The organism is Streptomyces saintjeani, from assembly GCF_055409605.1.
On sequence record NZ_CP189624.1, the window covers coordinates 9,272,756 to 9,297,554 of the forward strand.

Annotated in this window: 24 protein-coding genes and 2 pseudogenes; 9 read left to right on the forward strand and 17 right to left on the reverse strand. The window is 71.6% G+C overall.

The annotated features are described in order from the left end of the window. Positions 1-28: 28 nt before the first annotated feature. The gene (locus tag ACQCO7_RS41575; protein ID WP_464076697.1) at positions 29-730 is read right to left on the reverse strand and encodes an alpha/beta fold hydrolase; all 702 of its coding nucleotides are present in this window, start codon (positions 728-730) and stop codon (positions 29-31) included. A 213-nt stretch (positions 731-943) separates the two neighbouring features. On the opposite strand from ACQCO7_RS41575, the pseudogene ACQCO7_RS41580 reads away from it, so the two are divergent. The 3 genes and pseudogenes from ACQCO7_RS41580 to ACQCO7_RS41590 form a co-directional block, all read left to right on the forward strand. Beyond that, positions 944-1,039 (forward strand): annotated as a pseudogene (locus ACQCO7_RS41580) (short-chain dehydrogenase); the annotation flags it as partial. A 108-nt stretch (positions 1,040-1,147) separates the two neighbouring features. Next, positions 1,148-1,525, forward strand: a complete 378-nt coding sequence (locus ACQCO7_RS41585; protein WP_464076698.1) for a nuclear transport factor 2 family protein — start codon at positions 1,148-1,150, stop codon at positions 1,523-1,525. Positions 1,526-1,873: 348 nt separating this feature from the next. Beyond that, a pseudogene (locus ACQCO7_RS41590) lies at positions 1,874-2,269 on the forward strand (amidohydrolase family protein); the annotation flags it as partial. Positions 2,270-2,277: 8 nt separating this feature from the next. Here ACQCO7_RS41590 and ACQCO7_RS41595 read toward each other — a convergent pair. From ACQCO7_RS41595 to ACQCO7_RS41630, 8 genes are read right to left on the reverse strand one after another with little or no spacing between them, the layout of a single operon-like run. Continuing rightward, positions 2,278-3,474 carry a 3-deoxy-7-phosphoheptulonate synthase class II gene (locus ACQCO7_RS41595; RefSeq protein WP_464076699.1) on the reverse strand — a complete coding sequence of 399 codons (1,197 nt, stop codon included), beginning with the start codon at positions 3,472-3,474 and terminating at the stop codon, positions 2,278-2,280. Further along, a complete protein-coding gene (locus ACQCO7_RS41600) occupies positions 3,471-4,379 on the reverse strand; it encodes an AurF N-oxygenase family protein (protein WP_464076700.1) in 909 nt (302 codons plus the stop codon). The genes ACQCO7_RS41595 and ACQCO7_RS41600 overlap by 4 nt, the downstream gene beginning before the upstream one ends. Continuing rightward, a complete protein-coding gene (locus tag ACQCO7_RS41605) occupies positions 4,376-5,155 on the reverse strand; it encodes an aminotransferase class IV (RefSeq protein ID WP_464076701.1) in 780 nt (259 codons plus the stop codon). The genes ACQCO7_RS41600 and ACQCO7_RS41605 overlap by 4 nt, the downstream gene beginning before the upstream one ends. Then, positions 5,152-7,233, reverse strand: coding sequence for an aminodeoxychorismate synthase component I (gene pabB / locus ACQCO7_RS41610; protein ID WP_464076702.1), 2,082 nt, complete (start codon positions 7,231-7,233; stop codon positions 5,152-5,154). Before pabB ends, ACQCO7_RS41605 begins: the two co-directional genes overlap by 4 nt. Further along, positions 7,233-8,063 (reverse strand): arylamine N-acetyltransferase family protein, encoded by an 831-nt coding sequence (locus ACQCO7_RS41615; protein ID WP_464076703.1) that lies wholly within the window; start codon positions 8,061-8,063, stop codon positions 7,233-7,235. The genes pabB and ACQCO7_RS41615 overlap by 1 nt, the downstream gene beginning before the upstream one ends. Next, positions 8,060-8,956: a 4-hydroxybenzoate octaprenyltransferase gene (locus ACQCO7_RS41620; protein WP_464076704.1), complete on the reverse strand. Its 897-nt coding sequence runs from the start codon at positions 8,954-8,956 to the stop codon at positions 8,060-8,062. The genes ACQCO7_RS41615 and ACQCO7_RS41620 overlap by 4 nt, the downstream gene beginning before the upstream one ends. A gap of 10 nt (positions 8,957-8,966) precedes the next feature. Further along, positions 8,967-10,136: a cytochrome P450 gene (locus ACQCO7_RS41625; RefSeq protein WP_464076705.1), complete on the reverse strand. Its 1,170-nt coding sequence runs from the start codon at positions 10,134-10,136 to the stop codon at positions 8,967-8,969. Positions 10,137-10,165: 29 nt separating this feature from the next. Further along, on the reverse strand, positions 10,166-11,146 hold the full coding sequence (locus ACQCO7_RS41630) for a polyprenyl synthetase family protein (RefSeq protein WP_464076706.1): 981 nt from the start codon (positions 11,144-11,146) through the stop codon (positions 10,166-10,168). 308 nt (positions 11,147-11,454) lie between these two features. Between ACQCO7_RS41630 and ACQCO7_RS41635 the strand changes: the two genes are divergently transcribed. Next, positions 11,455-12,639, forward strand: a complete 1,185-nt coding sequence (locus tag ACQCO7_RS41635; protein WP_464076707.1) for a cytochrome P450 — start codon at positions 11,455-11,457, stop codon at positions 12,637-12,639. A gap of 60 nt (positions 12,640-12,699) precedes the next feature. Here the strand turns inward: ACQCO7_RS41635 and ACQCO7_RS41640 are convergent, their stop codons facing one another. Both ACQCO7_RS41640 and ACQCO7_RS41645 read right to left on the reverse strand, forming a co-directional pair. Then, positions 12,700-13,533, reverse strand: a complete 834-nt coding sequence (locus ACQCO7_RS41640; RefSeq protein WP_464076708.1) for a methyltransferase domain-containing protein — start codon at positions 13,531-13,533, stop codon at positions 12,700-12,702. A gap of 100 nt (positions 13,534-13,633) precedes the next feature. After that, entirely contained in the window at positions 13,634-14,545 is a 912-nt protein-coding gene (locus tag ACQCO7_RS41645; RefSeq protein WP_464076709.1) for an SAM-dependent methyltransferase, read from the reverse strand. Positions 14,546-14,747: 202 nt separating this feature from the next. Here ACQCO7_RS41645 and ispH point away from each other — a divergent pair, with 202 nt between their 5' ends. The 3 genes from ispH (at position 14,748) to ispG (ending at position 18,699) form a co-directional block, all read left to right on the forward strand. Next, positions 14,748-15,698, forward strand: coding sequence for a 4-hydroxy-3-methylbut-2-enyl diphosphate reductase (gene ispH / locus ACQCO7_RS41650; protein WP_464076710.1), 951 nt, complete (start codon positions 14,748-14,750; stop codon positions 15,696-15,698). Positions 15,699-15,766: 68 nt separating this feature from the next. Continuing rightward, on the forward strand, positions 15,767-17,572 hold the full coding sequence (locus tag ACQCO7_RS41655; RefSeq protein WP_464076711.1) for a 1-deoxy-D-xylulose-5-phosphate synthase: 1,806 nt from the start codon (positions 15,767-15,769) through the stop codon (positions 17,570-17,572). After that, a complete protein-coding gene (gene ispG, locus ACQCO7_RS41660) occupies positions 17,569-18,699 on the forward strand; it encodes a flavodoxin-dependent (E)-4-hydroxy-3-methylbut-2-enyl-diphosphate synthase (protein WP_464076712.1) in 1,131 nt (376 codons plus the stop codon). Before ACQCO7_RS41655 ends, ispG begins: the two co-directional genes overlap by 4 nt. 24 nt (positions 18,700-18,723) lie before the next feature. Here ispG and ACQCO7_RS41665 read toward each other — a convergent pair whose 3' ends face one another. The 5 genes from ACQCO7_RS41665 to ACQCO7_RS41685 all read right to left on the reverse strand — a co-directional run bounded on the left by ACQCO7_RS41665 (position 18,724) and on the right by ACQCO7_RS41685 (position 23,141). Further along, positions 18,724-19,005, reverse strand: a complete 282-nt coding sequence (locus ACQCO7_RS41665; protein ID WP_199832061.1) for a helix-turn-helix domain-containing protein — start codon at positions 19,003-19,005, stop codon at positions 18,724-18,726. Between the two features lie 198 nt (positions 19,006-19,203). Further along, positions 19,204-20,112: a PucR family transcriptional regulator gene (locus tag ACQCO7_RS41670; RefSeq protein ID WP_464076713.1), complete on the reverse strand. Its 909-nt coding sequence runs from the start codon at positions 20,110-20,112 to the stop codon at positions 19,204-19,206. A gap of 264 nt (positions 20,113-20,376) precedes the next feature. Continuing rightward, positions 20,377-21,129, reverse strand: a complete 753-nt coding sequence (locus ACQCO7_RS41675) for a hypothetical protein (RefSeq protein ID WP_464076714.1) — start codon at positions 21,127-21,129, stop codon at positions 20,377-20,379. A 548-nt stretch (positions 21,130-21,677) separates the two neighbouring features. Continuing rightward, entirely contained in the window at positions 21,678-22,058 is a 381-nt protein-coding gene (locus ACQCO7_RS41680) for a hypothetical protein (RefSeq protein WP_464076715.1), read from the reverse strand. 195 nt (positions 22,059-22,253) lie between these two features. Then, entirely contained in the window at positions 22,254-23,141 is an 888-nt protein-coding gene (locus ACQCO7_RS41685) for a universal stress protein (RefSeq protein ID WP_464076716.1), read from the reverse strand. Between the two features lie 188 nt (positions 23,142-23,329). On the opposite strand from ACQCO7_RS41685, the gene ACQCO7_RS41690 reads away from it, so the two are divergent. Together ACQCO7_RS41690 and ACQCO7_RS41695 are read left to right on the forward strand one after the other, a co-directional pair. Continuing rightward, on the forward strand, positions 23,330-24,037 hold the full coding sequence (locus tag ACQCO7_RS41690; RefSeq protein WP_464076717.1) for a CBS domain-containing protein: 708 nt from the start codon (positions 23,330-23,332) through the stop codon (positions 24,035-24,037). A 36-nt stretch (positions 24,038-24,073) separates the two neighbouring features. After that, complete coding sequence (locus ACQCO7_RS41695) at positions 24,074-24,484, forward strand: universal stress protein (RefSeq protein WP_464076718.1); 411 nt, start codon at positions 24,074-24,076, stop codon at positions 24,482-24,484. A 64-nt stretch (positions 24,485-24,548) separates the two neighbouring features. On the opposite strand, the gene ACQCO7_RS41700 is transcribed toward ACQCO7_RS41695, so the two are convergent. Next, positions 24,549-24,731 carry a hypothetical protein gene (locus ACQCO7_RS41700; RefSeq protein WP_464076719.1) on the reverse strand — a complete coding sequence of 61 codons (183 nt, stop codon included), beginning with the start codon at positions 24,729-24,731 and terminating at the stop codon, positions 24,549-24,551. Positions 24,732-24,799 lie beyond the last annotated feature (68 nt).

The following is a 24,799-nucleotide window of genomic DNA, read 5'->3' on the forward strand; positions in this document are numbered from 1 at the left end:
CTTGCCCGTACTGCTTGTCCGTACGGCTTTACGGCAGCAGCGTCCCCACGAGCCGCTCCGCGAAAGCCTCCGGCTCCTGGGCGATCCCCAGATGCCCGCCGGGAAACTCGGCGAAGCCGCTCTCGCGGGACTGTGCGAGGAACTCGGCCGTCCGGTGCAGGAGTTGGCCCCGGGACTCGATGCCGGCGGCGACGGTGAGGCGGGAGAGGGGCGGTCCGGCGGGCGGGGTGTACGACGTGAACGGGCCCAGGACATGGGCGAGGGAGATCGCCATGGGGCTCGCCAACTCCTCCTCGCGGGTGAGGGGTTGGCCCTCGGGGAGGGCGTCCGGCTCCTGTTCCGCCAGGACGGCGGTCATCCGCGCGCCCGCCGCCGCGAGCCCGGCGACCCGGTAGACCTCGCACACCTCCCCGAACGCGGCCCGCTGCCGCGCCCCGTCCGGCAGCACCCCCACGCACGGAGGTTCGTGCGCGACGACATGCCGTACCCGCCCGGGATGCCGGGCGAGCAGATCGAGGGCGGCGACGGCACCGGCACTGCTGCCGAAGACGTACACGGGCTCCCCGCCGGGGGCCACGGCGTCCAGCACCTGCCGCGCACCCTCGCTCCAGTCCTCGACGCGCTGGTCGTCGACGGGGTCACCGAGACGACCGTGGGCGAGGCCGAGGGGGTCGTAGGTGACGACGGTGAAGTGCGCGGCCAGCACTTCCGTCGCGGGACCGAGCCCCATGGGGTGGCCTGCGCCGCCGGGGATCAGGAGCAGGTCCGGTGATGTCGTAGTACGGGTCTGCCATGACTCTCTCCCTAGGGTGTCTAGGAAAAAACCTAGGCAACCGAAGAGAGCCGGCGCAAGGCCATTTCCGTCTGTCCGTGCCTGGTGCCGGCGGTCCTACCGTCACCCAGAGCACCGACTGTCCCCTCGGCGCGGGCCGAGAGCGGACGCATGACCACCACGTTCATCACCAGGACGAACAAGTCCCTCGGCTACGAGACCGCCCGCCGCCTCATCGAGGCCGGCCACACCGTCATCGTCGTCGCCCTCGCCACCATCGGCACCTTCATCGACCGCGACGGCGCCATGCCCTGGTGACGGCGACGGCCGTGCGGCCGGGGCGGGCGTACGCGAAACGGCTGGTATTACTGGGGCATGCAGGAAGAGACCGCACGCTCCGCGATCGACATGTTCATCTCCGCGTTCAACGCCTCGGACGACAGCTATGTGACTGCCCTGCTCTCCCAGGCCCTGACCTCGGACGTGGTCTTCTGGGGGCCGTTGGGCCGCAGCGAAGGAATCGTGGCGGTCGAGCGGTTCGTGCTGGACATCCGGCGCCACCCGGCGGGGACCGGCACGATGGTGCGCTGCTCGGCGGTGGACATGCCCGACGAGTGGGCCCGGTACCAGTGGGTCTTCACCACACCGGACGGAGGCCCCCGGCTGGCGGGAACGGACGTCGTCCACCTGCGGCGCAACCTCATCGACCAGGTCATCGTCTTCGCGGGGGAGATCGAGCCGTCCGGCTCCTGAGCCGTCTCCCCTCGCGGGGGAGCCGGTATGTGTACGGATGGTGCGGCGGGACGACGCGCGTTTCGCTGTTCGGCACAGCACGCGTCGAACCGTCCCCACGCATCCGGAAGAGGCCCCTGTGCACCGATCCGCCCCCACCCTCGTCCTGACCGGCGGTCAAGTCCTCACCGTCGACGACGGGTTCACGGTCACGGAGGGAGTGGCCGTGCGCGGCGGACACATCGTCGCCACGGGCAGCGACGCCGACATGCGCGCCCTGGCGGGTCCCGGCACCCGGATCGTCGCACTCGGCGGCCGGACCGTCCTGCCGGGCCTCAACGACCCGCACCTGCACGGCGCCGCGTACGGATGGACGAGATCGTCGGCACCGGACGCTCCGCGTACCAGTGGCCCGTACGGTCCGCGCTCGACGCCGGTGTCCCGGTCTGCGCCAGCTCCGACGCGCCCATCACCGAGCCCGACTGGCGGCAGGGCGTCGCCGCGATGCTGCTGCGCGAATCCAGGGCCAGCGGCAGACCGAGCGGCGCCGGACAGCGGGTCACCCTCGCCCAGGCCCTGCGCGCCTACACCGCCACCCCGGCGTGGCAGGACTTCGCCGAGGACTGGAAGGGCACGGTCGAGGCGGGCAAGGTGGCGGACCTGTGCGTCCTGGACCGCCCGCTGCTCGGCCTCGACCCGCACGACATCCCCGACGTCCAGGTGGACCTCACCGTGTTCGACGGCCGGGTCGTCCACGAACGCTGACGTCCCGATCAGCGCCGCCCCGGCGATCCCGGCACGGCCTTCGCCGTCAGCTCGGCGACCCGGAAGGCCAGTTCGAGCGCCTGGCCCCCGTTGAGGCGAGGATCGCACGCCGACTCGTACCGGCGGGGCAACTCGTCGACCCCCACGCCACCCCCGACGCACTCGGTCACCTCCTCCCCGGTCACCTCCACATGCAGCCCCCCGGCATGCGTACCGAGCCCCGCATGCACCTCGAAGAACCCGGCGACCTCGGCGAGGACATCGGCGAACCGCCGGGTCTTGTGCCCACTGGGCGCCTCGAACGTGTTGCCGTGCATCGGATCGCACACCCACACCACCGGCGCACCGGAAGCGGCGACCTTCTCGACCAGCTCGGGCAGCAGATCCCGTACCCGGCGCGCCCCCATACGCACGATGAACGTCAGCCGCCCGGGCCGCCGTTCGGGGTCGAGCCGGTCGATCAGGGCGAGGGCCTGCGCGGGCGTCGCGGTGGGCCCGAGCTTGACCGCGATCGGATTGCCGACGGTGGAGAACCAGGCGACGTGGGCACCGTCGAGCTGCCGGGTACGGTCACCGATCCACAGGAGGTGCCCGCTGCCGGCGTACCGTCGCCCGGAGGGCGGATGACGGCGGGTCAACGCGGCCTCGTAGTCGAGGAGCAGCCCCTCGTGGCTGGCGAACAAGCCGGCACCGTCGTACCCGTGCATGACGTCCAGCGTCTCCCGCGACGCCTCGTACATCCGCAGCAACCGCCCCGGATCCGCCCGCCGTTCGGCCTCGCTGAACCCGAGCCCGTTCACCGCGTCCCCCCGGTAGACCGGCAGCGTCCGCCCGCCGGCGGTCTCCGTCGCCCGGGACCGGGGCTTCGCGTACTGCCCGGCGATCCGCCCCACCGTGACCGCCGGCACCCCGGACGCCCGCGCCACGACCGCGGCCATCTCCAGGAGAAGCCGCACCTTGCCATGGATCGCCGGCGCCGACAGCCGGTCGAACCGCTCGGCACAGTCCCCGCCCTGGACCAGGAACGCCCGCCCCGCGGCCACCTCGGCGAGCCGCGAGGTGAGCGCGTCACACTCCTGAGGTGTCACCAACGCCGGCAGGCCCGCCAACTCCTCGACCACAGCGCCGAGTTCGGCGGGCCAAGGAGGCCGCTGATGGGCGACGAGCGTCCGCCAGTGCGCGGCGGCCTCCCCGGTGAGCGTCACCCTGTGCCCGCGACGAGGTCGTGGCTGATCCCGAGATCGTCGAGGAGCAGCTGCAACGGCCCGGTGTCCCGCGCGGGCACGGGCCGCGCCGCCGCCCACGCGCGCAACTGCCCGGCGTCGACGGTGAATCCGCCCTGCGCGGCCACGGTCACCCAGGGGTCGAGGTCGGCGGAGCGGAACGCGGTGAGCCCGGTGACGAGCGCCTCGCGGAACATGCCCCGCTGCGCGCCGTCCAGGTTCCGGTAGAGGGAGCCGCACAACTCGCGGAACACCACCGCGTGTCCGCCCTCGTCGCGCCGGTGGAGATCGGTGGTGATCCGGTTCATCGGCTGGATCTCCCGGGAGGTGGCGAGCGCGGAGAGGAACCCGCTGATGGTCGTCTCGGCGGCGAGGGAGAACGCGATGTCGACGATGTCGCGGTCGAACCCGGACAGCCCGGCGCGCACGGCGTCGCGCCCCTGGACGACGGACCAGACGCCCGGCGCGAACCGCAGCTCCCCCAGGCCGCGCCGCCGGCGGGTGACACCGACGGCGTTGTGGCACATGAGGATGTGGTAGTGCTCGTCGATGATCGTCTGATGCAGCGCGTCGACGGCGACATCGTCACGCCGGACGGGAATCCGCTCCTGGAGCATCAGCCGGCAGGCAGGGAGGATGATCTCGTCCTCGATGGCCGCGGTCTTCGCGTTGTACGAGATCCACGCGGCGGACAGAATCCGCGCCCGGGCATCCCGGTCGAGCCGCTCGGCGCCGGGCAGCGCCAGCACCGGGACGAGATGCTCGGGAAAGTCCGGCAACGCCGGATCGAAGTGCCCGTCGAGATCCAGCTCGTCCTTCTTGACGGCCACCCGCTTCCCCCACCGGCGCGTCAGCTGCACCAGCAGATCACGCTCGTACCCGGTCACCGGGCAACCTCCCTGAGTCCGACCCCGAGCGCCTCCAGCCGCGCCTGCCACCGCCCGGCCACCGCGACCTCCGCGCCCCGGCACCGCCCGAGCCCCGCGACGACCGGCCGGACACCGTGCAGGGCGTTCAGCGTCCAGACGGGTACGTCGCCGAGGTCGCCCGGCGTGGCCCGTTCGGCGACGACCGAGTGCCCCGCCGCACCGGCGAGTTCACCGAGGAGCGCACGGGTCACCCCCGGCAGCAACCCGGGCCCGGACGGTGGCCCGCACAGCGTGTCGCCCCGCCACCACACGACACTCGTGGTCGCCCCTTCGAGCACATGCCCCTCCGGCGAGAGAAGCAGCGCCTCGTCGGCCCCCGCCGCGACGGCGTCGGCGCGCAGGGCCGCGAGGTGGTCGAGGTCGGGCCCCTTGACGTCCGCCGACCGCCGCCGGTCGGGACCCGCAGGGGTCCACAGCCGTACGGTCGCGGTCCGCACCGGCGCCGGACGCAGCCACATCCGCAGCCGCAGCCCCGCCCCGGTCTCCACCAGCTCGACGCGAGGAAACCACCGCCCCCGAGCGGGCAGCACCTCGGCGACCGCCCGCAGAAACCCCCCGGTCGCAGGACCCGAGAACCGCGCACAGGAAGCCTCGAACCGCCCGGCATGACGGTCGAACCCCCGCACCCGCCCCTCGTCCACGAGCCACGAGTCGACGACGAGCACCCTCCCGGCACCGTCGGCCGCCGCCCACCCGTCCCCGGCGGTCCACCACCGCCGCGTCCCCGGCCTCACCGCTGGTCCACGACGGAAGGCGCACGCCAGGCCCGCAGCGACGCCGCCGCCTTGAGGAGCATCTCCTCGTACTCGTCCGCCGGATCGGAGTCGAGGACGATCGCCCCGCCGGCCCCGATGCTCAGCCGGTCGCCGACGCGGACGGCCGTACGGATCACGATGTTGAGGTCCGTGCCGCCGGTGAGCCCGAAGTAGCCGAGGGCGCCGGAGTAGACGCCCCGGGCCTGCGTCTCCAGGCGGTCGATGATCTCCATGGTGCGCAGCTTGGGCGCCCCGGTCATCGACCCGCCGGGGAAGCACTGCCGGGCGCAGTCGATCGCGCTGACCCCGTCGGCGAGCCGCCCGCGCACCGTGGAGACGAGCTGGTGGACGGTCTCGTAGCTCTCGACGGCGAGGTACGGGTCGACGTCGATGCTGCCGACCTCGCACACCCGCCCCAGGTCGTTGCGGAGCAGGTCGACGATCATGAGGTTCTCGGCCTGCGTCTTGGCGCTGGAGGCGAGGGTGGCGGCGAGTTCCGCGTCACGCACCGGATCGGCGTCGCGCGGGGCGGTGCCCTTGATGGGCTTGCTGGTGACCGTGCGGTCCCGCTCGACGCGCAGGAACCGTTCCGGGGAGGAGCTGAAGACGCTGACGTCGCCGAGGCGCAGGAGCGCGGCGTACGGGGCCGGGTTCGCGCGCCGCAGCCGCAGGTAGAACGACGTGTCGTCGTCGTGGAACGGCAGGTGCAGCTTGTTGGTGAGGCAGATCTCGTAGCTCTCGCCCTGCTTGAGCTGGCGCCGGCACTCCGCGATGTCCGCGAGGTACTGGTCGCGGCCCCGGCTGAGATGTTCCTCGGCGCTCGGCAGGCCGCCGTCCGGCATCTCCGTATTCGCCGGTGGATCCGCCGGACGCAGGTCCGTCAGCCGCGCGGACGTCCGCTCCAGCCACTCCTGAGCGTCGCGCCGGGTCCTCTCGTCGTGGACGGCGACCAGGTAGGTCAGCCCCTCCTGGTGGTCGACCGCGACGACACGGTCCGCGAACATCCAGACGGCGTCCGGGGTTTCGGCGGTGTGCCGGGCCGTCGCGCCGCACTCGGCCTTGAGTTCGTAGCCGAAGTACCCGACGTACCCGCCGGTCAGGTCGAACGGCAGACCCGTGTCGGGGACGCGCCGCTCACGCAGCCGCTGTCCGAGGACGTCGAAGACGCTGCCGGGCACGCTGTGCACGCCGTTCGCGTCCCGTACCTCCACGGCGTCGTCGCCGGTGCGGTAGGTCAGGACCTCGCTGAGCGGGCCCGACGTGTCGCCGAGGAACGAGAACCGGGACAGGCCCTCCTCCACCCGGCTGCTGTCCAGCCAGAAGCTGTACGGGGTGTCGTCGAAGAGCCGCAGGAAGATCGCCTCGGAATCGGCGGTCGGCACGACCGCGCTGACGATCCCCAGCCCCGCTTCGGCCGTGCCCGGCGCCTCGTCGGACCGTACGGTGACGGACGGCCGGGGCGCGGTCCGCGTACGGCGGCCGGCGTCGGTCAGGTCGGCGAAGTTCCGCAGGATCTCCCGACCGTACTGGGACGCGATCGACTCGGGGTGGAACTGGACGCCCCACTGCGGGAGTTCGCGGTGCCGCAGCGCCATCAGGACCCCGTCGTCCGCCCAGGCGGTGGCGGCGAGCGACGCGGGCAGCGGCTCCCGCACGCACAGCGAGTGGTAGCGGACCGCGACGAACTCGCGCGGGACCCCGGCGAACAGCGGATCTCCGTCGTGGGACACCTTGGCGAGATGCCCGTGCCGGGGTTCGGGCGCGGCGCCCACCGACGCCCCCGCCAGGTGCGCGATCAGCTGATGCCCGAAGCAGACGCCCAGCACGGGCAGCGCGGAACGCCGCAGCAGGTCGCCGACCAGGCCCGCGTCGCGGGGGTTCTGCGGCCGTCCGGGGCCGGGGGAGACGACGATGTTGTCGAACTCCTCCAGCCGCAGACCGGCCAGCCTCGGATCGTCGTTGACCATGACGACCGGCTCGCGGCCGTTGATGCCGGCGATCAGCTGGTACAGGTTGAAGGTGTACGAGTCGTAGTTGTCCAGCAGCAGGGTACGCATCACGCACCGTCCAAGAATTTCCTGAGCGCCTGGACGTCGCCCGGTTCCAGGGTGATCCCGAAGATCTCCTCGGGAGCGGACAGGGCCTCGTCCTTGTCGAGTTCGCGCACGGCCACCGGCTCCCCGGGACGCAGCTCCATGAGCGTGCTGCCCGCGAGGAGGTGTCTCACCTCGGGGCGGGTGCGCTGGAGGACCATGCGGTGGTTGAACGGCGAGCGCGGGTGCGTCAGACAGAAGTGGTTGAGGAGTTCGAAGTCCGACGGGTAGCGCGGGTCCAGGGTGAACCCGTACAGCTCCGCCGGGCCCTCGGGCCGCAGGAACCGCAGCACGTGTTCACCGTTGGCCTCCCGCACCAGGTCGAACGACCAGTCGCCGGCCAGCCGCGCGCCCTCCGCGAGACGGATCGGCTCGTGCAGCCCGTGCGCGCCGAAACTCACGTCGTACAGCCAGCGTTCGCCGTCCAGCTCCACGCACAGGGCGACGTGCAGGGCCGGGCCGACCTTGTTCCCCGTACGGATACGGGTCCGGCCGGCGAACGCCGTGAACGTGAACCCGATGCGGTCCAGTACGGCCGCCGCCAGCACGACCTGCTCCAGGCACCAGCCGCCGCGCCCCTGCCGTACGAGCTTCTCCTGGACGCCGGCCAGGTCCAGCGGCACCGCCGTACGCCCGAGCAGCGCGTCGAGGTTGTCGAAGGCGATCGCGCCGACGTGGGCGGTGTGCAGGGCCCGCAGCGTGGGCAGGTCCGGGGCCACGTCGCCCCGGTGGCCCACGCGGGTCAGGTAGGCGTCCAGGTCGAGGCCGCCGCCTTGCCACATCGAGTCGGTCATGTGAACCGCCCTGCCAGCACGGCCGCGAGGAGGAGCCAGCCGAAGTAGGTGTTGGCGACGAAGGCGTCCCAGCAGGCCTGGGGGTCGTCCAGGTCGACGCGGACGAGGAGCCGGGCCAGGAAGAGCGCCGCGACCGCGACGACCAGGTAGAACGCCCACCCCATCGCCATGTCGGACCCGGCCCACAGCACCCCGCCGACGCTGAGCGCGACGAAGAGCCCCAGCCACGGCTTGGTGGCCGTGCCGAACAGCAGCGCGGAGGACCTGACGCCGATGTTCCGGTCGTACTCCTTGTCCTGATGGGAGTAGACCGCATCGTGGATCAGCGTCCAGAAGGCGCCGCCCGCGTACAGGCCGTACACCGCGAGCGGGTAGTCGAAGCTCCCGGTCGCCGCCGTCCAGCCGATCGGCACGTAGACGCTCATCACCAGCGCCAGGAACGCCGACGGCCAGACGAAGATCCGCTTCATGAAGGGGTACGCGACGATCAGCGGGTACGAGGCCGCCGCGACCACGGCCGTCTCCACGTTCGCCACCGCCAGGACCAGCAGGGCGAGGACGCCCTGTGCGGCGGCGAACCAGAGGGCGTTGCCGACGCTGATGGTGCCCGAGGCGACCGGGCGGGACACGGTGCGCGCGACGCGGGAGTCGATGTCCTTGTCGACCACGTCGTTGACCGCGCAGGCCGCGCCGCGCACCAGGACCGCCGCGACGGCGAGGACCACCACCGCGAGCAGATCGGGCCGGCGGCCGGAGGCGAGGACGGCGGCCCACAGCCCCGGGAGCAGATAGAGGACGTACCCGGTGGGTCTGTCCAGGCGCATCAGCAGCAGATACGCGCGGACCGAGCCCGGGCTCTTCGTGACGACGTCAGTCGATATCTTGTGCAGCATCAGGATCCGATCACCAAGTCACCGGAAGTTGGATCAACCCGCCGATCAGCGTGTTGTGGCGCAGTCCCAGCTCCTCCACTCCGACAGCCAGCCGCAGCGCCGGGAACCGCGCGACGAGCTGGGCGAGCACCACCTGCAATTGCATGCGGGCCAGCACCGCGCCGACGCAGGCGTACGCGCCGTGCCCGAACACGAGGCTGTCCGTGGTGTCGCGCGTGACGTCGACCCGGCCGGGGTCGGGGAAGGCCGTCGCGTCGTGGTTGGCCGCGATGATGTTCAGCAGCACGAGGTCACCGGTCCGCACGGCGGCCCCGTCGACCTCGAAGTCCGTGAGCGCGTAGCGGGGCATACCGCCGTTGTGCGGGTTCGGCATCGACCTGCGCAGGGTCTCCTCGACCGCGCCGGGCACGAGATCCGGGTCGTCCACCAGCGCCTGCCACTGCCCGGGGTCCGCCAGCAGCAGCGCCACGCAGGTGCCGATCCGGGCCACCGTCGTCTCGTACCCGCCGAACAGCAGCAGCGCCGTCAGCCCGAGGACCTCGTTGTCGGTGATTCCCTCGGCCGCGCAGATCCGGGAGACCGCGTCGTCGCCCGGAGCGCGCCGCTTGTCGGCGGCGAGCCGGCGGCAGTAGCCGAACAGCTCGCCCAGCCCCTGCTTGGAGCGGACCGGGTCCCCGACGTCGGCGGCGTCCTGGGTCCAGCCCCCGAACCGCTCCTTGTCCTCCTGGGGCACGCCCAGCCACTCACACATCACCTGGACCGGCAGCGACAGCGCCACCGCCTCGCGCAGGTCCACCGGCGGCCTGCGCGCGGCCAGTTGGTCCAGGAGCTGCCCGGTCACCTTCTCCACGTACGGCCGCAGCGCCGCCATCCGCTCCGGCGCGAAGTGCGGCTCCAGCAGCGCCCGCAACCGGCCGTGGTCGGTCGCGAAGTCGCCCAGCAGGTTCGCGAGCAGCGCGGAGCCGGGGTCCTTCGGGGCGCCGGGATCGGGATGGGTACGGCCGAGCCGGCCGTCGTCGAGCAGCTGCCGCACCCGGGCGTGGCCGGTGACCAGCCACGCCGGGTCGCCCTCGGCCGTACGCACCCGGTGGATGGTGCCCTCGGACTGGAGCGTGCGCAGCCCCGGCGCGAGGTGCAGCACGTTCGTCTGCTCGAAAGGCAGTTGAGCTGGGGTCCTCACTGACGGCCTCCGCCAAAAGGGTCGGTCGGTCATGGCGTGCGGTGGACGATGCGGTCGAACAGCGCGGTGAGCCGGGTGGACGCGGCCGGGGCCAGGGCGGCCCGGCCGAGGTGCTCCAGGGCCGAGTCCAGGTGGCCGCGCGACAGCTTCTCGGCCGTATGACGGCCGCCGCACTCCTCGACGAGGTCGGCCATCTCCTGGAGGTACGCCGCCGAGGTGCCGTCGGCGTGCCACAGCCCGCGCAGGCGTCCGGCGGCCGGGCCGTCGGCGGACAGGGCCGCCAGCACCGGGAAGCTCGGGTTGCGCCGCTCGATGTCGCTACGGACGGGCTTGCCGGTCACCGAGGGGTCGCCCCAGATGTCCTCGACGTCGTTGAGGATCTGGAAGGCGAGACCCAGGTGCCGGCCCGCGCCGCGCAGGGCGGTCACGACGTGCGGTGGCCGGGCGGCCCGCAGCGCGGGCGTCACCAGCGCGCATTCCAGCAGCGCGGACGTCTTGTCCGCGACGATCCGCTCGTACTCCGCGGTACCGGCGCGCGGGTTCGCCCGGACGGTGAACTCCCGTGCCTGGCCCGCGAGCACCAGATCCGTGACCTCCGCGAAGAGGCCGGAGATCTCGGTTCGGCCGGGCCCGGGATCGTCGACGACCATCCGCAGGGCGAGGGACTGCAAGGCGTCCCCGGCGAGGATGGCCGGGCCGGTGCCGAACACCTTCCACGCGGCCGGACGGCCACGGCGCAGCTCGTCCCCGTCGATGATGTCGTCGTGGACCAGGGTCGCGTTGTGCAGCAGCTCCAGCGCCGCCGCCTGGCACCGCACCGCCTCCGGCCGCACACCGACGCCGTCGGCCGCCGCCAGCATGAGGGCCGAGCGCGTCAGCTTGCCGTTCGGCGCCGGGCCGGGGTGACCGTTCTCATCGGTGAAGCCGAGGTGGTACGAGCAGATCCGGGCCAGGGTCGGCTCCAGCGCCGACACCTGCCGCCGTATGACGGGTAATACGGTGGACCGCACCGTCCCTCCCCGATTGGTGAATTACTGTGCGGGAATTTCCCGGGCCGTTACGAACGCTATCCTCAACGACCTCTCCGGATCGTGTCAATGACGGATCGTGGGCCTTCTCGACTTTAGGAAAAACCCCAAAGTCCGGAACGCGCTGCCTCGATTAGACTGCGGTCGGCACCGAGACCGAATTCACGAGAGGCGGAATGGCTGTGTCAGTCGAGCCTGGGCAATTACGTGAAGGCAGGCCATTCGACCCGTACGGCGCGCATCGCGACGACCCGTATTCCTTTCTGACCGACCTCGTCGAGATGGAGCCGGTGTTCTACGCGCCCCTGCTCGACGCGTGGTGCGTCACCCGGCGCGAGGACATGGTCGCCGTCCTGCGGGACGACCGGAACTTCACGGCGCGCGACCACAACCCCCGCTCCAAGGTCGAACTCCCCGACGACGTGAGCCGGATGCTTCGCACCTGGCGCGGCGCGGGCGCGCTCGCCGTCGGCTCCCTCGACCCGCCCGAGCACTCCCGGATCAGGGACGTCCTCAACATCGGGTTCACCCCGGCCCGGGTCAGGGCGTTCGAACCCACGGTCCGCGCGATCGCCACCGGCCTGGCCGAACGCACCGCCGCGTCACCGGAGTTCGACTTCATCACCGAGTACGCCGTCCCGTACGCCCTCGACGTGATCTGCCGGCGCCTCGGCATCCCGGACGAGTACGTGGAGCGCTGCCGTGTCTGGTCCGAGCAGCGGATCGAACTCATGATGCTCCAGAGCTACACCGACCCCGACTGGCTGCGCGAGTACGCCCGGGGGCTGATGGAGTTCGGGGCGTTCGCCCGCTCCCTCGTGCGGGAGCGGCTCGCCTCGCCGCAGGACGACCTGATCAGCGAACTCCTCCACGACGGCAGGGCGGGCACCACGCTCACCGCCGAGGAGGTCTCCGTCCAGGTCCCCACGCTGATCTTCGCGGGCCACATGACCTGCGCGGAGGCGCTCGGCACGATCGTCCACCAGCAACTGCGCTCACCCGGCGGCTGGGCCGACGTCGTCGCCGGGAAGGTCGCCACCCGGGACCTCGTCGAGGAGGGGCTCCGCTTCGACAGCCCGCTGGCCGGCATGTACCGCACCGCGCTCCAGGACGTGACGGTCGGCGGCGTCCACCTCGCGGCGGGCAGCCGGCTCCTCCTGCTGTACGGGGCGGCCGGCCGGGACACCCGTACCCACGCGTGCCCGGCCGGGTTCAGCCCGGGCAGCGAGTCCTCCGCGCACCTCGCGTTCGGGCACGGCATCCACTTCTGCCTCGGCGCCGGGTTCGCCCGCCTGGAACTGGAGGCCGCGATCGAGGCCGTCGCCGCCACGATGCCCGGACTGACCCTGGCACCAGGACTGCCGCCGCGCCACCGGCCGGTGTTCCCGCTGCGGGCACTGAGCGAGCTGCGGGTACGGACCTCCGGACGGTCGGCGGGGGGCGTGGACGACACGCTGGCTTCCGTAGAGGTCTGATACGACAGGTGACGGCCCGCCGGTTGCGACTGGCGGGCCGTCAGCACGCTGTACGGCGGGTCAGGCGCGGACCGCCGTCAGGTACACGTAGCCGCTCTCCGGGATGGACCCGAACCGGCGCACGAAGTGGATCAGCGAGTCGGCCTGCTCCCCGCCGACCAGGTCGGCCAGCTTGTCGCGGACCGTGCCGAAGGCGTCGGCCATGAGGCTGAGGGTGCGGATGACGTTGTCGGTGACGTCACGGATCTCGACGTCGACGAAGCCGGCGGCGGCCAGCGTCCCCCGGTACTCCTCGATCGTGCCCAGGGAGTGCACCGCGTAGTTCGCGCAGATGTGGTCCAGGACGACCTGTCCCTCCGGGCTGACCGGGTCGCGCTGGATGACGTCGGCGATGGCGAGCCGGCCGCCGGGGCGCAGGACGCGGGCGGTCTCGGCGAGCACCTGGCCCCGGTCGGGCATGTGCCACATCGACTCGAACGCCCAGGCCGCGTCGAAGGAGGCGTCGGGGAAGGGCAGGTCCATCGCGTCCGCGAACCGGAACGTGACCCGGTCGGAGAGCCCCGCCTCGGCCGTCAGCTCCGTGGCCTCCGCGACCTGGATGTGGCTGACGGTGATGCCCACCACGTCCACCTCACGGGCGCGGGCGAGCCGCCGCGCGGGCTGGCCGACACCGCAGCCGATGTCCAGGACCCGCTGGCCCGCTCGGGCGTCGAGGCCCTCGATCATCAGGTCGGTGAGGCGGTCGGTGGCGACCTCGACGGAGCTGTCGTCGGCGTCGTCCTCCCAGTAGCCGTAGTGGATGTTGCGGCCCCACGCGGAGCCGTAGATCCGGCCGAAACCGTCGTACACGGTGCGGACGTCGCTGGGGGCGGGGGACTCGCTGGGGGGTGTCATGAGGAACTCCGTATCGTCGGGAAGTGGGTGCGGACGGAAACCCGCCGCGCTCGGACGAGCGCGGCGGGGAACTGGTGCGGGCACCGGTGAGAGGGTCGGTTCACTTCCGTTCGAAGCGCAGGAAGCCCAGCTTCAGGCCGCCCGCGCGCCATTCGGCGCCCAGCGCCTGGTTCGCCATCAGGGAGATGCGCATCTGCCGGCGCTCGACGGACGACAGGCTGTCGTCGCTGTCCAGCACCGCCTTCGTCCAGGCGGTGCTCTCGTCCCAGAACGGCGCGGTCTCCGGCGTCGCGTCGACGTCGTCGACCAGCTCGAACCCCGCGGCCTCGGCGGCCTCCGCGTACGCGCGCACCGTCGTCGGCTTCGTGTAGAAGTACTCCGCCCACACATCGGCCCCGTGGGGACGGGTGATGAAGACCTCCTCGACGCACACGCTGCCGCCCGGGCGGATGATGTTCGACAGGCGGTCGAACCACCGCGGACGGTCGAAGTAGCCGCTGCTCTCGATGGCCACGGCCGCGTCGTAGGGGCCGCCGTCCTGGGGGAGGTGCATCGCGTCGCAGACCAGCGCGCGAACCCTGCCGCCGACCCCGGCCTCCTGCGCGAACCCCTCGACGATCGGCGCGTGTTCCGGCGCGTTGGTGACCGACGTGACGTCGGCGCCGTATTCCTGCGCCCAGAAGAGCGAGCCCCCGCCGAGACCGCAGCCGACGTCCAGGACCCGGCCCGACAGCCGGTGTTCGGCGCCCCAGATCTTGGCCGCGTACCGCAGCAGGCCCTCTTGGTGAATGCGGATGCTGTGGCGAATGTCGTCGGCCGTGGCCTCGTGCACGTCCAGGGGCGTCCGGGAGGACGGGTAGTGGCCCACGTGGTAGTGAATCCTGGGGCCGGGCCCGTATTTACGGACGAGTTTGGCCGTTTTCTCGTCGTAGTACTGGCCGACTATCCGCACCTCGTCCTGCGGCTCCAGCACTTGCTGAGCTGAGCCCGAAAGCTCGTCCAGATCTGACACAGTCATTCCTCCAGAGCTCGAATTCCGACCCGGAATTGTGATTCGCCCCGAAAATAAGTGGAAGCTATGGGACCCCATCCTGGGAGGGCGGGACCGGCCCTGTCAACGACGCCCGACGGGTCTAGTAAAAACCCTAAAGGCCAGGGCAGCGGGTCTGGATTAGACTCCGGCCATTCAGTCGACACCCGACGACGGAGTGGGAATGAGTGGCGGAAAGCAGGTCCTGCTGGCCGAGCCGCGGAGTTTTTGCGCCGGGGTGCGCCGTGCGATAGCCATCATCGACCTCGCGCTGGAACAGCACGGCGCACCCGTGTACGTCCGCAAGGAGATCGTGCACAACCACCACGTGGTGCGGGAGTTCCAGCGCCGGGGCGTCCGGTTCGTCGACTCCGAGGAGGAGGTGCCCCGGGGCGCGGTGTGCGTCTTCTCCGCGCACGGCGTCTCCCCCCAGGTACGGGACAACGCCGCCGCGCGCGAACTGGACGTCCTCGACGCGACCTGCCCCCTGGTGGCCAAGGTGCACCAGGAGGCCCGCCGGTTCGCGCGGGACGGCCGGACACTGCTGCTGATCGGGCACGCGGACCACGAGGAGGTCGAGGGCACCTACGGGCACGCCCCCGACCGGACCGTCGTCGTCGAGTCGGTCGCCGACGCGCAGGCGCTGGACCTGCCCGCCGACGCGCCCGTCGCCTACCTCACCCAGACCACGCTGTCCGTGGACGAGACCAAGGACATCATCGCCGTGCTCCGCAGCAGGTTCCGCGATCTGCGGGGGCCGGGCACCGACGACATCTGTTACGCCAGCCAGAACCGCCAGGACGGCATCAGGGCCATCGCGGACCGGTGCGACCTGGTGCTGGTCGTCGGGTCGGTCAACTCCAGCAACTCGATCCGCATGGTCGAGGTGGCGCGCAGGCTCGGCGCCAGGGCCGAACTGGTGCCGGACGTCGGCCACTTCGACGCGGCGTGGCTGGCCGGGGTGCGCACGGTCGGGGTGAGTGCGGGGGCGAGCGCGCCGGAGATCCTCGTCGACCAGCTGCTCGACCGGCTCGCCGGACTGGGGTACGCGGACACGGTCGTGGAGCGGGTGGCGACCGAGGACGTGGTGTTCTCGCCGCCGGCCCGGCTGACCGGTGCGGCGGAGGCGCCGTGAACCTTCCCGAACCGACCGAGAGCGCGGCCACCGCCGCCGACCACACCCGGTGAGGAGCACTGTCCGAGATGGCGCTGCTGGAAACCGTGCGCGACCCGGCGAAGCTGCGTGAGCTGACCGCCGGGGAACTGCGTGAACTCGCCGAGGAGATCCGCGCGTTCCTCATCGACCGGGTCTGCGCGACCGGGGGACACCTCGGGCCCAACCTGGGGGTGGTCGAGCTGACCATCGCGCTGCACACCGTCTTCGACTCCCCGCGCGACCGGCTCCTGTGGGACACCGGGCACCAGTCCTACGTGCACAAGATCCTGACGGGCCGCCAGGCCGGGTTCGGCCGGCTGCGCAAGGCCGGCGGGGTCTCCGGCTACCCGAGCCGGGAGGAGTCCGAGCACGACCTGGTGGAGAACTCGCACGCCTCCACCGCGCTGTCGTACGCGGACGGGCTGGCCCGGGCGGACGCCCACCTCGGACGGCGCGACCGGGCGACCGTCGCGGTCATCGGCGACGGCGCGATGACCGGCGGCATGGCCTGGGAGGCGCTCAACAACATCGCGGGCGGGCCCGAACGGCCGCTGGTCATCGTGCTCAACGACAACCAGCGCTCCTACGCGCCGACCGTCGGCGGACTCGCCGAGCACCTGGCCGAGTTACGGGCCGGGCGCGGGCCGGGCGTCTTCGAACAACTCGGGCTCGGCTACCTCGGCCCCGTCGACGGCCACGACATCGCCGCCCTCCAGGACGCCTTGCGGCACGCGGTCGCGCTGGGCGGGCCGGTGGTCGTCCACGCGATCACCGCCAAGGGGCGGGGGTACCGGCACACCGAGGCCAACGACCTCGACCTCGGGCACGCCGTCAAGCCCATGGACCCGCACACCGGGCAGGCGCTGAAGGCGTCGCCCCCGTCGTTCACGTCGGTGTTCGGCGAGACGCTCGTCCACCTCGCCGAGCGGCGCGAGGACCTCGTGGCGATCACCGCCGCGATGGCCGAGCCCACCGGGCTCCTGCCGTTGCACCGCAGGTTCCCGCACCGGGTGATCGACGTCGGCATCGCCGAACAGCACGCGGTCACCATGGCCGCCGGGCTGTCCATGGGCGGCGTGCACCCGGTCGTGGCGATCTACTCCACGTTCGTCAACCGCGCGCTCGACCAGCTCCTCATGGACGTCGCCCTGCACCGCTGCCCGGTCACGTTCGTCCTCGACCGGTCCGGGGTGACCGGCGACGACGGGCCCAGCCACAACGGCATGTGGGACCTGTCGGTGCTCCAGGTCGTACCGGGGCTGCGGATCGCGGCGCCGCGCGACGGCACCCGGCTGTCGGAACTCCTGGCCGAGGCGGTCGCGTGGGACGAGGGCCCGACGCTGCTGCGGTTCCCCAAGGGCCCCGCCGGGGAGGACCTCCCCGCCGTCGCCACCTTCAACGGCCTCGACGTCCTGCGCCGCTCCGGCTCGCTGGACGTGCTGGTCATCGCGGTGGGTGCGCTGGCCGGGCTCGCGCTCACCGTCGCCGACGCGGTACGGGGCCGGGGGATCGGGGTGACGGTGGTGGACCCGAGGTGGGTCACCCCGGTCAACCCCGCGCTCGCCGACCTGGCCCGCCGCCACCGGCTCGCCATCACCGTCGAGGACAACAGCCGCACGGGCGGCGTCGGCTGCGCGGTCGCACAGACCCTGCGGGACGCCGACGTCCGCACCCCGCTGCGCGAGTTCGGCATCCCGAGGCGGTTCCTCAGCCACGGCTCACGGGCCGAGGTGCTCGCCGCCTGCGGGCTCACCGCCCAGGACATCACCCGGGGCGTGGTGGAACTCCTGGCCGGCCTCGAAGACATCGGCGACCCCGGCATCCGGCCGGTCCGCTCAGGGGAGGAACTATGACGACCGTCGATCTGGGCATGCCCTCACCGCGCAACCTCGCGGTGGCCGAACGCCGTACCTCCCGCCGGATCACGGTGGGTTCCGTCCCGGTCGGCGGCGACGCGCGGGTGTCCGTGCAGTCGATGACCACCACGCCCACCACCGACGTCGACGCCACCCTCCAGCAGATCGCCGAACTCACCGCCGCCGGCTGCGAGATCGTCCGGGTCGCCGTCCCGTCGGCGGACGACGCCGCCGCGCTCCCGGCGATCGCCCGCAAGTCGGGTATCCCGGTGATCGCCGACATCCACTTCCAGCCCAAGTACGTGTTCGCCGCGATCGACGCCGGCTGCGCGGCCGTCCGCGTCAACCCTGGCAACATCCGGCAGTTCGACGACCAGGTCGGCGCGATCGCCCGGGCCGCGCAGGACGCGGGGGTGCCGATCCGGATCGGCGTGAACGCCGGGTCGCTGGACCAGCGGCTGCTGCGCAAGCACGGCGGGGTCACGCCGGAGGCGCTGGTGGAGTCGGCGCTGTGGGAGTGCTCGCTGTTCGAGGAGCACGGGTACGGCGACCTCAAGATCTCCGTGAAGCACCACGACCCGGTGGTGATGATCGAGGCGTACCGGCAGTTGGCCGCGCAGTGCGACTATCCGCTGCACCTCGGGGTGACCGAGGCGGGGCCCCGGTTCCAGGGCACGATCAAGTCGGCGGTCGCGTTCGGGGCGCTGCTCGCGGAGGGTATCGGCGACACCATCCGCGTCTCGCTGTCCGCGCCTCCCGTGGAGGAGGTCAAGGTCGGCACGCAGATCCTGGAGTCGCTGGGGCTGCGGCCCAGGGGGCTGGACATCGTGTCGTGTCCGTCCTGCGGGCGGGCCCAGGTGGATGTGCACACGCTCGCCGAGCGGGTCACGGCGGCGCTCGAAGGGTTCCCGGTGCCGTTGCGGGTGGCGGTCATGGGCTGCGTGGTCAACGGGCCCGGTGAGGCGCGCGAGGCCGACCTCGGGGTCGCCGCCGGCAACGGCAAGGGGCAGATCTTCGTCAAGGGCGAGGTGATCCGTACGGTCCCCGAGTCGCAGATCGTGGAGACCCTGCTGGCCGAGGCCGTACGCATCGCCGAGGAGATGGGCGTGGACGTCGAGGCGTGAGCGGCCCCGGGAAACCTCTTTACGTTAATCCGAAGTTTCTTCCGCGATACGCGGGGGCCATGAATCCGTGCACAGGATCCGGAGGACGAACGCCCTCGCGACGAGGGCGACACGATTCGGGGCCTGTAGCTTTTCGGACATGACGCGAACGTGATAGTCGATGGTCTTCGAGCTGAGGTATAACTCCCGGGAGAGGCTTCCGCTGGATAAGCCGGCCGCGACGCCCTCCAGGACCCTTGCCTGGACCGAGCTAAGAATCAAGCCATCGTCTGGCTGGGACGCGTCGAAGGTGTTCTGGTCGTCCATCGTGGCATCCATCCCATTCCGTACAGTCGGCCAGGTCGGTAACCGGACAAATGTGGATCGAGAAGTACTGGAATGAGATCCTAGGGAAAGGTCTCGTCCTTTGTCACCGGCGTCCTGCCGTATCCCGGCAGTTTCCGTCCGGCTCGGAAACCCCTCCAGATTTTGCGGAATTCTGACCTGACGCGCATGAACCCTCGGTCACCCCTGGAGGGCCTCGGCGATCATCGCCGCCGTCAGCGTCTGCGCGCCTCTGCCGCTGGTGGGGTCACAGCCGGTGACCTCGCCGATCCGCCGCAGGCGGTAGTCCAGCGTGCTGCGGTGGACGAACAGGCTGCGGGCCGCCTTGTTCCTGCTGTAGTCGGAGTCGATGAACGCGGTCAGCGTGTCCCACAGGACCTTGTGCGCGCGCAGCGGGCTGATCATCGCGGCCAGGTCGGTGCGTACCTTCTCGTTCAGGGTGACCGCGTACTCGACCAGCACGTCCGAGACCGTGTAGGCGCCGCTCGGGCGCAGCCCCGCCAGCACCAGTCTCAGCACGTGGGACGCCTCGGTGACCCCGTCGGCCAGGCACGCTCTGTCCCGTTCGGCCGTCGCGAGCCAGCCGCTGCCGCCGAGGCACTGGACCAGCCTCGCCACCGCGCGCTCGCCGCTGCCCGGGTCCGCCGCCGGAACGAGGAGGACGACGTTGCCGTCCCGGCGCGTCAGCAGCGCGTCGTCTCCGGCTGCCGCCCGCAGCGCGTCCACCGGGGAGCCGGGGGCCGCGAGCCGCGCCACGGCGATCAGGAATCTCGGCGGAAGCCCTTCGGCGATGTCCGCGGGCAGTTCCTGGCCGTCGGCGAGGAGATCCGCCAGGTCGGCCGTGGTCTTCTGCCGGTATCCGTCGAGGAAGTCGTGCAGCAGACCGCCTCCGGCCCGCACGATCGCGGCGAGACCGGGGTCGCCCGCCGCCGCCCGGGACAGCAGCTCGACCAGGTCCTCCGGTCCGTCGCCGGTCCACTCCTGCCCTGCGGCCCGCACCTTGGCTCTGAAGTCGGCGACCTTGTCCCTGTCCGGCGTCGAGGGGAGTGCCTCGACAGGGGATGACGGCCTGTCTGTCATTTCGGCCATGTGTCGACTCATCTTCCTGAACGGTGTTCTAACCCGCTTCTTGGAGTACGCGCGCGACAGTGTGAGGATCAATCTTTGCCGATATCGCCGGAGACCGTGGGGGGCTTCCGACGCCGAAGACCCTAACATGGCTGCTTGAAACTTTTAAGGCATTGCCCGCAGATCGGTTTCCGTTATGTCTCGTATCCGGTTCTTTTCTGCGGAATTTCCATGGCCGGTGCGGCACGGCCCGGGGTGGTCCGAACGGCGGTGCTGTGGCCCCGGTCAGCCGCAGGAAGGGTACGGCCAAGGGCTGTTCCGGTAGTTGAACATGGCGTTCCAGGTGTAATGCGAGTGTGCCGTGTCGGACTGGCACGCCATGAAATTGTAGGAAAATCCCCTGGGGTCGAGGGTGGTGGGGCGATTCGTGAAGAGTGCGGAGTGGAAGACCATGAACAGTTTGTCCTCGCCATTGCTGATGTCCCAGCACACGGCTTTCGGCTCTATTCCGTCCATGATGCCGGCGCTGTGCGGGCTCTTGAGCGCCGGCCACGCGTCGGTGATACCTCTGGGGGCGTGCCAAGGGGAGACGGAATCGCCCTTTCCGCCGTCGAGGAAGGCGACCCGGTCTCCCGCGATCAGCGGATAGTGGTTGTCGATGGCGGTGGCACAGGAGATACCGCCGGCCCAGTTGTCCTTTTCGCCGGCTGCCAGGTCCTGGTCCCCGTAGCCGTTCGTCCTCGCGCAGTACTCGCCGCTGAACAGCCACCAGGACCCGGTGCGGGGGACGTAGGCGCAGGTGTCGAGCCCGCTGTCGAACTGCTTGTGTCCCCGCAGGGCGGTCCATCCGCACGTGTCCCTGAAATCCCGGGGGTGATGTGCAGGGAGTTCCCGTCGCACTCCGTGGAGAAGTAGACCGAACGCGTCGAGGAGTCGGGATTCGAATTGGTCGCGGTGAAGGTCCACCGGCCGTTGTAGAGGTTGATGGAATTCACGGTCCACCATCGCAGACCGTTCACGGGGGTCGGCGGGTTCCATGATCCCGGGGGGACATAGCCCTCGTCCGGTAACGGGTCCACGAGCGGGAGAGGTAAATAGCCCACCAGCTTGACCCTGCCGTCCGGCACGTTCGCCGAAACGGTACTGATCGACTCGACCTCGGCGTCGATATAGACCTCGATCGCTTCGCAGAGCGGCGCGAGTTCCTCCACCGCCTCCGCGGACGCTTCCAGGTACGTCTTGAAGAGTTTCCCCATGTCGCTGATCCAGCCGACCGCACGCCCGCTGAGAGGGATGGTGTAGCGCGCACCGCTCAACTCGCAGTAGACGTCCGCGCTGACGGCGCTGTCGGCCCTGCTGACACCGTTGCCCTCCGGGCGCGGTCGGTGCACGAGTCTTCCGTCAGCCGGCTGATCGGGAAGCGGCACAGCGTCTCCTCCGGAACCGACACCGACGCGCGATCGGTGTGCTTCATGACGGGCGGCTGCCAGTATCCGAAGGCCCAGTCGCCCCCCACAAGACGGCTTTGTTCCCTCGCGGGCGCAGAGAGGCGACAAGCGGTTGCTGACCATCGGAGTGACGCTCGGTCAGGGAGAGCGGGCCGGGGGCCGTGACGTCGCCGGCTGGTCGGCCGGGTCCCCGATGATCGGCGCACAGACGCGTATCGCCCGCCTCGCTCCGGCCGACGCCTGGTTCCACCGGGCGTCCTCCGGCAGGTAGCCGTCAGGGCCCGGGTCGGGGAAGCCCGGGGCGCCCTTGCCCTGCATACGGGCGGAGCAGCGGCGCTGGGTCTCCTTCTGCCGGTCGGACAGGTCCGGCCGGAGCTTCTCCAGCACGCTCTCCGGGACCGGGGGCTTGACGTCCGCGCACTTCTCCGACGCCGCGCGGAACGCGGCGTCCGTCTTGCGCGCCGCCGCGTCCCCCCCCATGACGGCACCTTCGGCGAACTGTGCCTGCGGCTGCTCCACGGCCGGTGGATCCTGACCTGGTTCGACGAGCACGCTGCCCCCTGGCGCCTGGACGGCTCTCGTACCGCCCCTGTCCCTGTCCCTCTTCCTTCTCCTTGTTCCGCATCCACCCCGTGCACCCGCGCGATGCGCAGCGCGTCGTCCAGCTCGTCCTGGGCGACCGCCCTCTCGCACGCGTCACCCGAGGTGCGTGTCTCACCGGTGCGGTACCACCGCCACCGCGCACCCCGCGTGCTGGATCACGGCATGGGCGACGGGACCCGTGCGGTGGGGGAGCCGGTGGCCGACGACGAGGAGGCTGGCGTCGGCTGCCGCGCGCGGGAGGGCCGTGGTGGGCTTGTCCTCGACGACCGTCTCCAGGACCGTCACGTCGGGGTACTTGTCGCGCCAGGGGGCGAGTACGGTTCGCAGGAAGCCGAGCCACTCCTGCGCCTGGGCCGGGCGGTCCAGGAGCGCGACGTCGCCCGGGCCCAGGCCGAGCGCGCCGGAGGAGTGCCAGGCGTACACCGCGCGCAGCCGCGCCCGCCGCAGCCGGGCCGCCTCGAAGGCGAACTCGACGACCTCGTCGCAGGCATCGGCGACATCCACGGCGAGCACGACGTCCCGGTAGCCGGTGTACTCGCAAGCGCTGCCGTCGGCCTCCGGGACGTGCTCGTCGGCCGCGTCCGCGTTCGCGCGCACCAGGACCACCGGACCCGTCGCCTTCGCCACCACCCCGAGCGCGACCGACCCCACCAGGAACCCGGCGAACCCGCTCCACCCGCGCGACCCCAGCACCAGCGGCCGGGCCCGCTCGGCCTCCCGCACCAGGGCGGCCGTCGCCGGACCCGCCGACAACTCCTCGCACAGCGGCAGCCCGGGGCACACGGCCCGGATCCGCTCCTGGGCCCGGCGCAGCGCGTGGCGGGCGAGGTGTCGCTGGGCGGCGCCCGAGAGCACGGTGTCGTGCTGACGGGCGAACCGGTCCCAGGCGTGCACCAGCCGCAGCGGCCGGCCGCGCCGCAGCGCCTCACGGGCCGCCCACAGGGCCGCGGCCATGCTCTCCTCGGAGTCGTCGACTCCGACCACCACGGCGTGTTCCATCACGGCACCTCCCTCTCCACGCCCCAGCCTTGTACGGCCGGGCGCACGTGAGCAGGGGCCCACCGGGGCCGCGACAGGGACCGTCCGGCCCTCACCCGTACCCGCCCAGCCTCTGTGACCCGTGCGCGCCGCGCCGGAACCTGGAGCCGGGGCCCGGTGAGGAGGGCTCCGCGAGAGGAGGCATGGACATGCAGCCCATCAAGGTCGGCGCCCTCATGACCCATGAGGTCGTCACCGCCCGGTACGGCACCCCGTTCAAGGAGGTGGTGCGGCTGCTCGACGAGCACCGCGTCGGTGGCCTCCCGGTGGTCGACGAGGACGGCACGGTCATCGGCGTGATCTCCGCGACCGACCTCGTCCCGCACCAGGCGGAGCGCCCCGGGGTACGGCACCGCCTCGGCTCCCGCGCCCGGCGCGCGGCGGCGAAGAGCCGGGCGCGCACCGCCGGCGGCATCATGACGGCGCCGGCCGTCACCGTCCGCGCCGACGCCACCGCCACCGAGGCGGCCCGTCTGATGGCCGCGCGCCGCGTCGAGCGGCTGCCGGTGGTGGACGACGACAACCGGCTCGCCGGCATCGTCACCCGCCACGACCTGCTCCACGTCTTCCTGCGCCCGGACGCGGAGATCCTGCGCGCCGTACGGCAGGAAGTTCTCGTCGACACCCTCTGGCTGGTCCCGCAGACCATCGACGTCTCGGTGCGCGAGGGCGTCGTCTCCCTCACGGGACAGCTGGAGCGGCGCAGCGAGATCGCCATCGCGGTCGGCATGACCCGTCGGCTCGACGGCGTCGTGGACGTCGTCGACCACCTCACCTACCGCATCGACGACACCCGGCTGCGGCCCGCTGAGCAGGCCCTGCACGGCGTGGCCGACGACTGGCTGCGCAGGCTCTGACCGACGCGGAGCACGGCACCGGGGAAAGGAGCGGAGATGACCGACATCGTGGTGGGCGTCGACGGTTCGGAGGAGTCCTTGGCCGCCCTGCGGTGGGCGGCCGGGCAGGCCCGTCTGCTGAACGCGAGGGTGGTCGCCGTCCATGCCTGGGAACCCCTCGGCCGCCGTCTCGCGCCCTACGCCTCCGTGGCCGCCTGCCCGACGGCCGCGCAGCAGCGGGCCGAGGCCGCGCGCATCCTTGAGGACAGCCTCCTCAAGACGCTCGGCGGGCGCGTCGACGTCGCCGTACAGCCCGTCCTGGCCGAGGGGACACCCGTACAGGTCCTCCTGGAACGGGCCCGGGACGCCGCGCTGCTCGCCGTGGGGCGCTCCGCGCGCGGCCCGGTCGTGCGGGAGTGCGTCAGGCACGCGCGGGTGCCGGTGATCACGGTGCCGGCCCGGCCGTGACGGGCACGTACGACGGTTCGGGTGCCCTCCCCGTCGCGACGGGGAGGGCACCCGAACCGGTGCGTCAGCAGTGCGCGGGTGTGCGGGGGAGCCGAGGCTGCGGCGTGGGCCGGCCGTGCGTGCGCCGGTGGCGCAGGCGGACGACGAGCGCGTCCAGTGCCGCGCTCAGCACGACCGTCACCACGATCGCCACGGCCAGCAGGACCGCGAAGCGCTCCCAGAACTCCGGTGTGAGACTCGTGCCCACTGTCCTCACCCTCCCTCGGCGGGGCCGATCCCCTTCACCTTCAGTCAACTCCCGTACCACGCCCGGCA